12 protein-coding genes and 9 tRNA genes are annotated in these 13,212 nt (G+C 35.8%); 2 read left to right on the forward strand and 19 right to left on the reverse strand.

The window, feature by feature from the left end; translation table 11 throughout:
• Nucleotides 1-4 precede the first annotated feature (4 nt).
• From lon to tig, 5 genes are all read right to left on the reverse strand, one after another.
• On the reverse strand, nt 5-2,314 hold the full coding sequence (gene lon / locus BN3326_RS20245; protein WP_070001060.1) for an endopeptidase La: 2,310 nt from the start codon (nt 2,312-2,314) through the stop codon (nt 5-7).
• Between the two features lie 31 nt (nt 2,315-2,345).
• Nucleotides 2,346-3,989, reverse strand: coding sequence for an ATP-dependent protease LonB (gene lonB, locus BN3326_RS20250; protein ID WP_070001061.1), 1,644 nt, complete (start codon nt 3,987-3,989; stop codon nt 2,346-2,348).
• A 135-nt stretch (nt 3,990-4,124) separates the two neighbouring features.
• Nucleotides 4,125-5,414 (reverse strand): ATP-dependent Clp protease ATP-binding subunit ClpX, encoded by a 1,290-nt coding sequence (clpX, locus tag BN3326_RS20255; RefSeq protein ID WP_070001062.1) that lies wholly within the window; start codon nt 5,412-5,414, stop codon nt 4,125-4,127.
• Between the two features lie 17 nt (nt 5,415-5,431).
• The gene (clpP, locus tag BN3326_RS20260; protein ID WP_070001063.1) at nt 5,432-6,013 is read right to left on the reverse strand and encodes an ATP-dependent Clp endopeptidase proteolytic subunit ClpP; all 582 of its coding nucleotides are present in this window, start codon (nt 6,011-6,013) and stop codon (nt 5,432-5,434) included.
• A 29-nt stretch (nt 6,014-6,042) separates the two neighbouring features.
• On the reverse strand, nt 6,043-7,341 hold the full coding sequence (tig, locus tag BN3326_RS20265; protein WP_070001064.1) for a trigger factor: 1,299 nt from the start codon (nt 7,339-7,341) through the stop codon (nt 6,043-6,045).
• Between the two features lie 270 nt (nt 7,342-7,611).
• Here tig and BN3326_RS20270 point away from each other — a divergent pair, with 270 nt between their 5' ends.
• The gene (locus tag BN3326_RS20270; protein WP_070001065.1) at nt 7,612-8,055 is read left to right on the forward strand and encodes a hypothetical protein; all 444 of its coding nucleotides are present in this window, start codon (nt 7,612-7,614) and stop codon (nt 8,053-8,055) included.
• A 111-nt stretch (nt 8,056-8,166) separates the two neighbouring features.
• On the opposite strand, the gene BN3326_RS20275 is transcribed toward BN3326_RS20270, so the two are convergent.
• Nucleotides 8,167-8,715 (reverse strand): DJ-1 family glyoxalase III, encoded by a 549-nt coding sequence (locus tag BN3326_RS20275; protein ID WP_070001066.1) that lies wholly within the window; start codon nt 8,713-8,715, stop codon nt 8,167-8,169.
• Between the two features lie 186 nt (nt 8,716-8,901).
• Between BN3326_RS20275 and BN3326_RS20280 the strand changes: the two genes are divergently transcribed.
• Nucleotides 8,902-9,354 carry a CYTH domain-containing protein gene (locus BN3326_RS20280; protein WP_070001067.1) on the forward strand — a complete coding sequence of 151 codons (453 nt, stop codon included), beginning with the start codon at nt 8,902-8,904 and terminating at the stop codon, nt 9,352-9,354.
• 74 nt (nt 9,355-9,428) lie between these two features.
• Here BN3326_RS20280 and BN3326_RS20285 read toward each other — a convergent pair.
• From BN3326_RS20285 to prfB, 13 genes are all read right to left on the reverse strand, one after another.
• Nucleotides 9,429-9,500, reverse strand: a tRNA-Gln gene (locus BN3326_RS20285).
• A gap of 6 nt (nt 9,501-9,506) precedes the next feature.
• Nucleotides 9,507-9,580: transfer RNA gene (locus BN3326_RS20290), tRNA-Arg, on the reverse strand.
• A 4-nt stretch (nt 9,581-9,584) separates the two neighbouring features.
• Nucleotides 9,585-9,655: transfer RNA gene (locus tag BN3326_RS20295), tRNA-Gly, on the reverse strand.
• Between the two features lie 26 nt (nt 9,656-9,681).
• Nucleotides 9,682-9,762: transfer RNA gene (locus tag BN3326_RS20300), tRNA-Leu, on the reverse strand.
• Nucleotides 9,763-9,765: 3 nt separating this feature from the next.
• Nucleotides 9,766-9,838: transfer RNA gene (locus BN3326_RS20305), tRNA-Lys, on the reverse strand.
• Between the two features lie 34 nt (nt 9,839-9,872).
• Nucleotides 9,873-9,944 (reverse strand) — tRNA-Gln (locus BN3326_RS20310).
• 15 nt (nt 9,945-9,959) lie between these two features.
• A tRNA-His gene (locus BN3326_RS20315) sits at nt 9,960-10,035 on the reverse strand.
• A 3-nt stretch (nt 10,036-10,038) separates the two neighbouring features.
• A tRNA-Arg gene (locus BN3326_RS20320) sits at nt 10,039-10,112 on the reverse strand.
• A gap of 4 nt (nt 10,113-10,116) precedes the next feature.
• Nucleotides 10,117-10,187, reverse strand: a tRNA-Gly gene (locus BN3326_RS20325).
• 116 nt (nt 10,188-10,303) lie between these two features.
• Nucleotides 10,304-10,849, reverse strand: a complete 546-nt coding sequence (locus BN3326_RS20330) for a metallophosphoesterase family protein (RefSeq protein WP_070001068.1) — start codon at nt 10,847-10,849, stop codon at nt 10,304-10,306.
• Nucleotides 10,846-11,451 carry an XTP/dITP diphosphatase gene (locus tag BN3326_RS20335; protein ID WP_070001069.1) on the reverse strand — a complete coding sequence of 202 codons (606 nt, stop codon included), beginning with the start codon at nt 11,449-11,451 and terminating at the stop codon, nt 10,846-10,848. The genes BN3326_RS20330 and BN3326_RS20335 overlap by 4 nt, the downstream gene beginning before the upstream one ends.
• Before the next feature lie 112 nt (nt 11,452-11,563).
• A complete protein-coding gene (locus BN3326_RS20340; RefSeq protein ID WP_070001070.1) occupies nt 11,564-12,019 on the reverse strand; it encodes a chemotaxis protein CheW in 456 nt (151 codons plus the stop codon).
• 22 nt (nt 12,020-12,041) lie between these two features.
• Nucleotides 12,042-13,152 (reverse strand): peptide chain release factor 2 gene (prfB, locus tag BN3326_RS20345; RefSeq protein ID WP_207646382.1). Its coding sequence is split into 2 segments (ribosomal slippage): nt 12,042-13,076 and nt 13,078-13,152, totalling 1,110 coding nucleotides; the frame shifts between segments, so codons are not numbered across the junction.
• Between the last annotated feature and the right edge of the window lie 60 nt (nt 13,153-13,212).

A 13,212-nucleotide genomic window follows, 5' to 3' on the forward strand; every position in this document is an offset into this window, starting at 1 on the left:
TTTTTTATGCAAATACATATTGCAGTACTTCATCCATGGTTGAGGCATAGATGATGTTAAGATTTTCTAAAATATTCTCTTCTATCTCTTTAATATTTCTTTCATTTGGCTTTGGTATAATGATATGATTAATATTGGCTCTTTTAGCTGCTATAAGTTTTTCTTTTAATCCGCCTATAGCCAGAACTCTTCCTCTAATCGTGATCTCCCCTGTCATAGCTATATCTGCTTTTACAGGTTTTTCTGTAAGTGCTGATATAATAGCCGTTGCCATAGTAATACCAGCAGACGGGCCATCTTTTGGCACAGCCCCTTCAGGTATATGAATATGTATATCGCAAGTATTATAAAAATCTTCTCTTATCTGAAGTGTTTTCGCTTTAGACCTGATATAGCTTAGCGCAGCCTTTGCAGATTCCTGCATCACATCTCCCATTTTTCCGGTAAGCTGAAGTTGCCCTTTACCGGGCATAGTATTTACTTCAATAGATAACGTATCTCCTCCTACAGATGTCCAAGCCAGACCTCTTACAACACCTATTTCAGGTTCTTCATTCTTTTTTTCATATAAGTAGCGAGGTATTCCTAGATATTCATTTAACTTATTGGGTGTGATACGTATGCTCTTAACGTCTCTTTCAATCATTTCTTTAACGGCTCTTCTGCAAACCTTTGCTAACATTCTTTCTAAACTTCTAACGCCTGCTTCTTTAGTATAATGTTCTATAATATAGTTTAAGCTCGTCTCATTCATCTTAAGATTTTTTGTAGTAAGCTCATGACGTTTAAGCTGCTTTGGCATTAAATGTTTTTTGCTGATATAAAGTTTTTCATTGCCCGTATAGCTATTAATATCTATAATTTCCATTCTGTCTAATAAGGGTTTGGGGATACTCGCTAAACTATTAGCTGTAGCTATAAACATACTTTCTGATAAATCAAGAGGTACTTCCAAATAATTATCTCTAAAATTACTGTTTTGATTACTATCTAGTACTTCCAGAAGTGCCGCTGCTGGGTCACCTCTAAAATCTCCCATCATTTTATCAACTTCATCTAATAAAATAAGGGGATTCATAGATTTTGCCTGCGTAAGACCATAAACGAATCTCCCAGGTATTGCCCCAACATAAGTTCTTCTATGCCCTCTTATTTCTGATTCATCTCTTATGCCGCCTAGAGATATCCTTACATAATTTCTTCCTATAGCTTGGGCTATAGATCTTGCTATAGAGGTTTTACCTACCCCTGGCGGCCCCACTAAACATAAGATAGGCGTTTCTACTTGGTGAGACATTTTTTTAACCGCCAGGTATTCTAAAACTCTTTCTTTTATTTTAGTAAGTCCATAATGTTCTCTTTCTAAAATAATATGAGCCTGTTTTAAGTCTATATTTTCGTTCGTTTTGATCCCCCAAGGCAGGTCTAATACTGTATCAATATAAGTTCTGATGGTTCCACTTTCTGGTGATGCACTTGATACTTTATTTAGTCTTCTAATTTCTTTTTGCATTTTAAGTCTTACTTCTTCTGGTAAATTTAAAGCTTCAAGTTTTTTTTCATAGGAGGCAATATCTTCTAAGACACCGTCTTTTTCTCCTAGCTCCTCTTGGATTACTTTAATTTGTTCTCTTAAAAAATATTCTTTTTGAGATTGGTCTATACTTTTTTTGACCTTTGCATAAATATTTTTTTGTACTGTAAGAATTTGAATTTCAGCATCTAAGATCTTAATCACTTGATACATTCTGTCTTTGATATCAAAACACCCCAGAATTTCTTGCTTCTTCTCAACTTCCAGTGTCATATTTGCTATAATAATATCTACTATTTCTACCATATTATTAATACTAAGTATCCCTTGAACCATTTCTTCTGATATTCTCGCACTCATAGCTGCATACTTTTCAAACAATTCACCTATGGTTCTAAGCATAGCTTCTTGCTCCATATCAGCTGGCTGTTCCTCTTCTGTCATTACCTCTATACTTGCATACATAAAGGGTTCATTTTCAAGAGAAATAATTTTTGCGCGCTGCTCCCCTTTAACTAAAACTCTGACTGCAGATTCTTTAAGATTTGCAACTTGCTTAATATGAACAAGCGTTCCTATTTCATATAAGTCTTCTTGTTCAGGTTCGTCAACACTTGCATCTTTTTGAGCTACAACCAGCAACATCTCATCTTTTGCCATTGCTTCTTCTATAGCTTTTAATGATTTACTTCTTCCTACATCAAAGTGTATTGCCATCCCTGGAAATACTGTAATACCCCTTAAGGCAAGCATAGGTACATGCTTTATTTGTTTATTCATACTACCACCCTCTTTATTTGTGTCGCTTTTATTATGCGTGTAATATTGCGTTTGCTCGATCTCGTATATCTTCTTCAAATACATGCTTAATAACTTCATCTATGGTTTCTACAGGTATAATTTCTATGCCTGTATTTAAAAGCAAGTCTTGCATATTATCTTTAGGAATAATTACCTTTTTAACACCGGCTTTCTTTGCGGCTAAAACTTTTTCATAAACTCCCCCTACAGGATAAACAAGGCCTTGAATAGATATTTCTCCAGTCATTGCTATCTCACCTGATACTTTCTTATCAAATAAGGCTGAATATAATGCACAAAAAATAGCTATGCCTGCTGAAGGCCCATCTATAGGGATGCCTGAAGTGAAATTAACATGCATTAAATAGTTATTTACATCAACATTATATCTCATTTTTAGAATGGTGAGTACATTTTCTATAGAACTTGATGCCATACTTTTTCTTTTAATCGTACTATGCTTCATATGAAGATCTTCTTGTTCTATAATACCTGTAATCTTAATTTCACCGTTCTCTTTATGAGTAGGCCTAGCAACAGCTTCTATATCAAGTACCATCCCTTGTCCGTGTCCTGATACTGCTAGTCCATTTATTTTACCTATATGATACCCTTTATTGATTTTTTTATCAATCCTCGGAGCATATTTACCTGTTTGTATGACCCATTCTACATCTTTTTCTTCTATATTTTCTCTTTTTTCTAACCGAACCAGACTATGTGCTGTTTGCAGCATATTAATTGCATCACGGCCGTTCGTACAATATTTAGCAATGAGGTCTCTCGCATCCTTTACAATATCAATCTTTTGCTTATTTAATACATTTTCTACAATGCAAATAATATGTTCATAAGATAAGTCTTTAAAAAATATCTCTACACATCTTGATCTTAATGCAATTGGGATATCTTCTGGACTTCTTGTTGTTGCTCCTATAAGTCTGAAGTCTGCTGGGAGCCCATTTTTAAATACATCATGAATATGCCTTGGAATATTCTCATCTCCGGCTACATAATAAGAACTTTCTAGAAAAACTTTTCTGTCTTCTAGAACTTTTAAAAGTTTATTCATTTGAACAGAATGAAGTTCTCCTATCTCATCAATAAATAATACACCTCCATGAGCTTTTGTTACAGCTCCTGGCTTAGGCTGAGGAACACCTGCCGGTCCATAAGCACCAGCACCCTGATAAATGGGGTCATGCACAGATCCTATAAGAGGGTCTGCAATACTTCTTTCATCAAACCTAAGTGTTGTTGCATCTATTTCTATAAATTTAGCATCATTCTTAAATGGTGATCCTTCTGAGAGCTTCGCTATATTAAGCGCTATTCTAGCTGCTGCAGTTTTTCCAATACCAGGACTGCCATATATAAGAATATGTTGTGGGTTAGGCCCACATAAAGCTGTCTTTAAGGCCTTAAGTCCATCCTCTTGTCCAATAATATCTCGTTCTTCTTTTGGCCTCATTTTTTCTGATAAAGGCTCTGTAAGTGAAATATTTCTAAGCGCATTCATTTTTTCATACTGGATAGTAGCATCCTTGTGTATATTCGCCTTTGAACTTGTTTGATTTTTAAGCTGTAATAAAAAATAGATTCCAATTACAAAGGAAAAAAATAATTGAACCCCTAATAAAAACCCTTGCAACATAAAGTATCCTCCTGTTAGTTATTCATATACTTTTCAAGTATTGCCAAGAGTATTAAAAAGGATACTTCTTAATAGTTTTTTATCTTATTTTTTTAAAATCAGCATATAAAAGAGCTGTTAGTATAAACTAACAGCTTATGCTGATTCATTATCAGTCTTTTTATTTTTACCTTTTGTTTTTACATTATCGCTATAGGCAATAGAAGGATTCTTACCGTCTTTAATAACACCTTGATTAATAATAACCTTCTCAATCTGATCAGCCATTGAAGGCGTTTCATACATAATGTCCCGGAGAGCAGTTTCTAAAATGGCACGTAGCCCTCTAGCACCCGTCTGTCTCTCAATAGCAAGATCTGCAACAGCTAGAAGTGCCTCTTTATCAAATTCTAAGTTAACATTATCGAGTTCAAATAACTGCTTATATTGTTTAGTAAGCGCATTTTTAGGTTCAGTAAGAATTTGTACGAGCGCGTCTTTATCTAAATTATTAAGAGAAACAATGGCCGGAACCCTTCCAACAAACTCTGGTATCAAACCAAATTTTATTAGATCTTGAGGTTCGATATGTTTAAGGAGCTCTCCTACATTTTTTTCTTTTTTACTTACAGAAGCTGATCCAAATCCAATAGTCTTTTTGCCCAGTCTGTTTTCAATAATTTTATCAATCCCATCAAAGGCTCCTCCGCAAATAAATAAGATATTTGTGGTATCAATCTGAATAAACTCCTGATGTGGATGTTTTCTTCCGCCTTGTGGTGGTACTGACGCTACTGTGCCTTCTAATATCTTAAGTAGTGCCTGCTGTACACCTTCTCCGCTTACATCTCTTGTAATAGATGGATTTTCTGATTTTCTAGAAATTTTATCTATTTCATCAATATAAACAATACCTATTTGTGCCTTATCTACATCATAGTTGGCAGCCTGAATAAGTTTAAGCAGGATGTTTTCTACATCTTCACCTACATAGCCAGCTTCAGTTAAAGACGTTGCATCAGCAATTGCAAAAGGTACATTAAGCATTTTTGCAAGAGTTTGTGCAAGTAATGTTTTTCCTGAGCCTGTAGGCCCTAAAAGCAAAATATTACTTTTTTGAACTTCTGCATCCCCTTTTTTTCCAGGTGCTTTATGAATACGTTTATAATGATTATAAACTGCAACAGCTAATGCTCTTTTAGCATCCTCCTGCCCTATAACGTACTCATCTAAGTGTGCTTTAATTTCCTTAGGCTTTGGCATGTCTACAGCTTCGTCTTCTTCATAAGCCCCTTCTAATTCTTCTTCAATAATTTCTGAACACAATTCTATACACTCATCACAAATATACACATTAGGCCCTGCAATAAGACGCTTGACTTGTTCTTGTGTTTTGCCGCAAAAAGAGCAGCGTAGTTGTTTTGTATCATCAAATTTTGTAGGCATTGCACACCTCTCTTTTATTATTGTGGTTCTATGACTTTATCTATTATGCCATATTCCTTAGCTTCTAATGCCGTCATAAAGTAATCTCTTTCCACATCTTGTTTTATTTTTTCTAGAGGTTTCCCCGTATTTTCCGCAAGCATGCGATTCATTCTATCTTTGATTCTAAGAATATGTTCTGCTTGGATTTGAATATCTGTGGCTTGACCTTTAGCACCACCTAAAGGCTGATGGATCATAATTTCTGCATTTGGAAGCGCAAAACGCTTACCTTTTGCTCCTCCTGCAAGCAAAAAGGCACCCATACTTGCCGCCATACCCATACAAATCGTTGAAACAGCTGGCTTAATATGATGCATTGTATCATATATCGCCATACCATCTGTGATAGATCCACCTGGACTATTAATATAGAGCATAATATCTTTATCAGGATCTTCAGCCGCCAAAAACAAAAGCTGTGCAACGATAAGGTTAGCTGTAATATGATTAACCTCATCTCCTAATATAATAATACGATCTTTTAATAAACGGGAATAAATATCATATGATCTTTCTCCCCTATTGGTTTGTTCAACAACAACTGGAACTAAACTCATTTTAGTCGCCTCCTCACATCTTCTTATACTTAAATTTCTACTACTTGAGCCGAATCAGTTATAAGTTTAGCTGCTTTCTGAACTTTAACATCAGCTGATAAAGTTTCTTTCTCGTATTCAGCAAATGATTTTTTAAGTTCTTCATAAGTCATCTGGTATTGCGCTGCAATAGCCTTTAACTCTTCATCTAGCTCTTCATCAGATACTGTAATATTTTCTGTCTCAGCAACTTTTTCTAATAATAAACGTGTACTTATTTGATTTTCGGCATCTTTTTTGAAATTTTCTCTAAAGCTATCCATTGTCTGACCTGTAAACTGTAAGTATTGCTCGATTTGCAGTCCTTGTGATTGCATACGCTGTGCAAATGATTTAATATTTCTATCTACTTGTTCTTCAATCATAGCTTCTGGAACTTCTATCGTTGCATTTTTCACTGCTGCTTCTATAGCTTTTTGTTCAGTTTGTGAAGCTTTATTTGCTTCTTTTTGCTTTAACAGTTTTGCCTTAATGTCTTCTTTGTATTCAGCTAAAGTATCAAATTCTGAAATATCTGACGCAAAGTCATCATTAATTTCTGGTAATTCTTTTACAGTAATGCTTTTAATAGTTACTTTAAACATTGCAGCTTTTCCAGCTAATTCTTTTGAGTGATACTCTTCTGGGAAAGTTACATTGATGTCTGCTTCTTCTCCAATTGATTTTCCGATTAATTGTTCTTCGAAGGTATCAATAAATGATTTTGAACCAATAACAAGCGTATAATCTTCGGCTTTTCCACCTTCAAATGGTACACCGTCTACAAAGCCTTCAAAATCAATAATAACTTTATCACCATCTTCTACCGCTCTGTCTGAAACTGTAATTTCACGTGCATTTTTTTCTGCCTCTGCAGTAATTTGCTTATCAATTTCTTCATCTGCTACTGCTAATTGCTCTACCTCAACCTGTAATCCTTTATAGTCACCTAAAACTACTTCTGGCTTAATTGTAATAATCGCTGTATATTTCATAGCTTCTTTTGTCATTTCGACAACTTCCAGCTCATTAGGTCTGATACGCGCTGCAATTTCAACTTTGTTTTCTTCAATAGCATCCCATAATGTTTCATCTATAACAATATCTGCTGCCTTATTAAAGAACACTTCTATCCCGTACATTTTTTCCACCATTGGGCGAGGCACTTTCCCTTTTCTAAAACCTGGTACATTAAAGTCTTTTTTCATCGCTTGATAAGCTTTATCTATCGCTTTAGATATTTGTTCTCCACTTACTTCTACTGTAAGTTTTACCTGACTTCTTTCCATCTTTTCCATTTGTGTATTCATTATTTTATCCTCCTTAAGGTTTTTAGTCCATTTTAAGTAATGCCAACGCATAAATATAGCATTTTAAACTAACATTCAATTATTATATCATATGTCATTTATAAAATCCATATTTAATTGTATACTATTTCTATAGACAAATATAGTATTTATTTACATCTTATTATATTCCAAGTATTACATATAGTATTCACTATAGGGTTTGTTTTATAATAAATGTATGTAATAGTTTTGTAACATGTTATTTTAATACAGGAAGGATTTATTGCTATGGATAAATTTTCTAGCGAGTGTATATCCCTTGTAAGTTTCGACAAAATATATAGCCAAAATATACGTCCCAAACTTGAGGAAATAGATATTTTTTTAAAATCGAATACCATACCTTATGCGGCAAGTGATGTTGCTAAGTTATTATCTGTAGAAACAGACGATCTCTTAGATGCCATGAGCAGCTTAGAAATTTCAACTATTGATAAAATAAGCTTTTTTAGTTTATTATTTAGTTTGCCAAGCTATATTTGCAAACTGATTAAACGCCAATGGCAGTATGGTGCCGAAAAGGTTTATGATCCACAAATGATTTCTCATATCTACCAACTCAATATACATAAAGTAAAAAGTGCATTTGATGAATTAAATGTTCAGTACATAAATGATAATGAATTATCCCTAGTATTTGAAAGAATATATACGACTATCTTTACCATGTAAAGTATTACTACATATTTTTACTTATACGCGTTTGTTTTGCAAGCAGTAAAGGAACACAATAAACCTTTTAGGCATTGTGTTCCTTTACTGCTTCGTATTAAGCAGCCTTAATTATATAGTTCTTACAAGCATCGCCTCTTTAACTGTATCTGCAACACCTTTGCCTTTTAGGACCTTTAATATGGTAAATGCGAATTCTAAAGCTGTTCCCACTCCCTTGCTGGTTATAATCTTATGACTGACAACAGTTCCTTCATTTATATATTCACATTGTTTTAAATACTTCTCATTTCCTGGATAGCAAGTTGCTTTCTCACCTATAAGCAGCTCGCATTTGCCAAGTATACTCGGCGCTGCACAAATAGCGGCCAGCCATTTACCTTGTGATTTAAATGATTTAATGTTTTCTAGTACCAATTCATTCTTCTCTAGGTTGTAAATCCCAGGCACACCCCCAGGCAGTACAATCATATCAATAGCATCATGATTCAATTCATCTATAACACAATCCATTTGAATACTAATATTACGGGCACTTTTTACCTGTGTCCCCGTTACCCCTACCATGATAACTTCCACCTCGCCTCTTCTTAATACATCTACTACAGATAATGCTTCAAGTTCTTCATACCCTTCTGCAAAATATACAGCTATTTTCATATACCAACCACCCTCTCTTAAAGTCATCTCATTATCTTTCTTTACTTTCCTCTAACAAGCACATCTTAATTAACTTTATTATAGTACATACACTTAAAAAATTAATAGAGGTTTTTTCTAAACAACTATGTTAAAATTAATCCGTAAACTTTTGATCAAGCAAATAGCTGCGGAGGTATAGCTAATATGGAAATAGAACGTAAATTTTTAGTTAAAGAATGCCCCTTACTCTATCACTATCCAAATAAAGCACTCACCCAAGGATACATTGCGATGGACCCTGTAATACGCATAAGAGAAATCGCAAACAACTTCTGGCTTACAATAAAATCTAAAGGCACTATGATAAGGGAAGAATTTGAACTCCCAATCACCAAAGAACAATACACTTCACTCTGTGCTAAACTCGAGGGCGAGCCTATCGCCAAAACACGTTATTTCATCCCTCTTCCCAACGACTTGACAGCGGAACTAGATATTTACCAAGGAAACTTACAGGGACTTATGACTGTAGAAGTTGAGTTCCCAACTCTTGACGATGCCGACCGTTTTAATCCCCCATTATGGTTTGGCAAAGATATTACTTATGACAACCGCTACAAAAACAACTACTTATCGCTTAATGGTATACCTAAGTAAACTCGTTGCCCACAGACTGGATAAAAAACTAAAAAAGATGCGTATTTTAGCAATACGCATCTTTTTTAATTAAGCTGGGCTGGAAGGATTTGAACCTTCGAGTGCAGGAGTCAAAGTCCTGTGCCTTACCGCTTGGCGACAGCCCATCAAACCGTATCCACAGGGATTCGAACCCCGGACCCACGCCTTAGAAGGGCGTTGCTCTATCCAGCTGAGCTATGGATACAAAAAGCGGGTGATGGGAATCGAACCCACGTGACCAGCTTGGAAGGCTGGTGTTCTACCATTGAACTACACCCGCAAATAGTTTGATTATTTGGTTATAAATGCGGGTGACAGGAGTTGAACCTGCACGCCGTAGGCGCTAGATCCTAAGTCTAGTGCGTCTGCCAATTCCGCCACACCCGCATATGAGCCACCCGGGATTCGAACCCGGGACCACTTGATTAAAAGTCAAGTGCTCTACCAACTGAGCTAGTGACCCGTATTATCCTATTACAAATCATTTAAGATTTTAACTGGGCTGGAAGGATTTGAACCTTCGAGTGCAGGAGTCAAAGTCCTGTGCCTTACCGCTTGGCGACAGCCCATTATTTTAATTAAACAGGTGGAAAAGGGGATTCGAACCCCCGACCCCCAGAGCCACAATCTGGTGCTCTAACCAACTGAGCTATCCCCACCATACGTATCCACAGGGATTCGAACCCCGGACCCACGCCTTAGAAGGGCGTTGCTCTATCCAGCTGAGCTATGGATACATAGAGCGGGTGATGGGAATCGAACCCACGTGACCAGCTTGGAAGGCTGGTGTTCTACCATTGAACTACACCCGCTTAAAAAAACATCACTTCAATCGATTTCCCAAACTCTTTTGGCTCAACCGACAAAATGTATTATACATAACTTCTTTGCATACGTCAACACCTTTTGATGTTTTTTTTTATTTTTTTTATTTATTTTTATAAAGCGTATAAGCCGGATGTGTACAAACCCTTGAATTCTCTATGATCTGCATGATAGATATATCTTTAACCCTGCCATCTTCAAGATCCACAATCGCATAGGATGGATAATTCGAATCTCTTGGTAAGGTGATACTTCCTGGATTTAAAAGTATTATCCCCTTCTCTTTTTTGAGATATGCAGAATGCGAATGACCACATATTGCTAATTTTGCACCTTCCGCCTCAGCGTCTATAAGCAGTTCACTATAATCATCCCATTTGATACCATATCGATGACCATGGGTAATCAGTATAGATACTTGCTCTATTACAACAACACGAGTATATTCTTCTGGATACGCCATTCCGTCACAATTACCATAAACAGCATATATTTCGATATCTGGGTAAAGTTTTTTTAGTTTATGTGCGTCCCCTATATGGTCTCCACAATGAATAATTGTACTTACTCCAAGCGGTCTAATGCGTTCTATTACGTGAATTACATTTTGTATATTGCGATGTGTATCGCTAATGACTAGCACCTTCATTTTGAGACCTCTAATATGCCTTTTAGCCTTTCTTTCATTTGTCTAAGGGCTTCCCCTCTATGACTAATTGCATTTTTTAAATCTGAACACATATCTGCTGTAGAAGTATTGTATGCTTCAACAAAAAATATCGGATCATACCCAAAGCCATTGGTCCCTCTCGCTTCATACCCTATATAGCCTTCTATAGTTCCTCTTGTCGTGATTGTTGTTATGTCCTTGGCGGCCACTGCCATAACACAAACGAATCTTGCTGTTCTTTGTTCTTTAGGAACATCTTGCAATCTATCTAATATGATTTGATTTTTAACTGTATACGGCGTATCTTTTCCTAAATATCTCGCTGAATATACCCCCGGTTCTTTTCCAAAATGATCTATTTCAAGCCCCGAGTCATCCGCAAGAATAATTGCATCTGTATGTGCCTTTAGTGCCTCAGCTTTTATAATCGCATTTTCTTCAAAAGTAGTTCCTGTCTCTTCTATCTCAAGATCTATCCCTGCCTCATCCATCGTCTTTACTTCTACATCTAAGTCTTCTAACATTTTCTTTATTTCGGTTACCTTACCCGCATTCTGGGTTGCAACAACAATTGTTCTCATGCCACTAATCCTCCTAGCTGATCCTTTGATGTAACTCATTCTGTTTCATAAAATAAATTTTGAATCTAAAAAGGAGGAATGCTCCTCCCATAGCCAAGCTTCATTTTCTTCACTACTCAGCAATCTCTAAAAGTATTTTCTCATCATCTTCCGCCAGCAGTAAATCTACATCAAAGATTACAATAATTCTATCTTCTTTTTTAATAATACCATTAATATATTTACTTTCATATTTCTCAAGCATACGTGGTGTTTTTTCTATCTCATCTTCATCAACAGTTAATATTTCACAAACACTATCTACCATAAAACCTACTTTTGCTTCTTCTAAATTCATTAAAATAATTTTTGTCTCATGAAGTGCTTCATGTTTTGGCATATGAAGTCTTTCTCTCAAATTTAGTATTGGATAAATAGTTCCTCTTAAATTAATAATTCCCTCAATGTATTTCGGTACTTCAGGAACCTTTCTTACAGGCTCATAGTTGCCTATTTCTAGAACCCTCATGATATCAATGCTATATTCTTGGTCTAATAACTTAAACACTACGATTTGTTTTGTTGCCATACGCTAATCCCCCTTTATTTTTTTAATCCCGTTGGTGTATCCAAGCTAAATATGCATTCATAAATTTATCTATATCTCCATCCATAACAGCCCCTGTATTGCCTGTTTCGTGTAAGGTTCTATGGTCTTTTACAAGATTGTATGGGTGAAACACATAAGATCTAATCTGACTTCCCCAGGCGATCTCTTTCTTTTCTCCTCTAATGCCATCTAGGGTATCCATTCTTTCTTGCTTTTCTTTTTCATAAAGTTTTGCTTTTAACATCTGCATCGCTTTTTCTCTATTTTGAATTTGGGAGCGTTCATTCTGGCACTGTACGACAATACCACTCGGTAAATGCGTAATACGGACAGCCGAGTCTGTTGTATTAATATGTTGTCCACCAGCTCCCGTTGCCCTATAGGTATCAATTCTCAAGTCTTCTGTTTTAATATCCACTTGTATTTCATCTGTAATTTGTGGTATCACATCACAGGATGCAAAGGATGTATGTCTTCTTCCAGAAGAATCAAAAGGTGAAATACGTACTAATCTGTGAATACCTTTTTCAGCTTTAAGATACCCATATGCATTTTGCCCGCTTACTTGAAGCGTGACAGACTTAATCCCGGCTTCTTCTCCCTCTAAATAGTCTAATACTTGTACTTTAAACCCTCTTGAATCTGCCCATCTTGTATACATTCTAAGAAGCATACTTACCCAGTCACAAGCCTCAGTACCGCCCGCCCCTGGATGAAGTTCTAAAATCGCATCATTTTTATCATAAGGCTCATCTAATAATGTAGCAATAAGCATCTCATCATAACTGTTTTGAAAACCTTTGGCGCATGCTTTAGCTTCTTCGGCCAGCTCGTCCTCTTCAGATTCGTTAGCCATCTCAATCAGAATAAATATATCCTCATAATCCGCACATAACTTCTCATATTTGTCGACGAGTTCCTTATATCCCTTAAGCTGTTGTAATATATTCTGTGCATTTTCAGTATTATCCCAAAAATTACTCTCCATAGAGGCTTGTTCTAATTCATGTGTAATCTCTTTTAATCTTGCAATGTCAAAGAGAGTTCCCCATTTCAATCAATTTTGTTTTATAAGGTTGGAGAGCTATTTGCAACTGCTCTAATTCTAACATTCTATCACTCCTTTATATCTCTATCATATATGTTAAGCCAATGATTATTCAACTATTTTT

The sequence above is a fragment of the Cellulosilyticum sp. I15G10I2 genome (assembly GCF_900095725.1).
In the GTDB taxonomy this organism is placed as follows: domain Bacteria; phylum Bacillota; class Clostridia; order Lachnospirales; family Cellulosilyticaceae; genus FMMP01.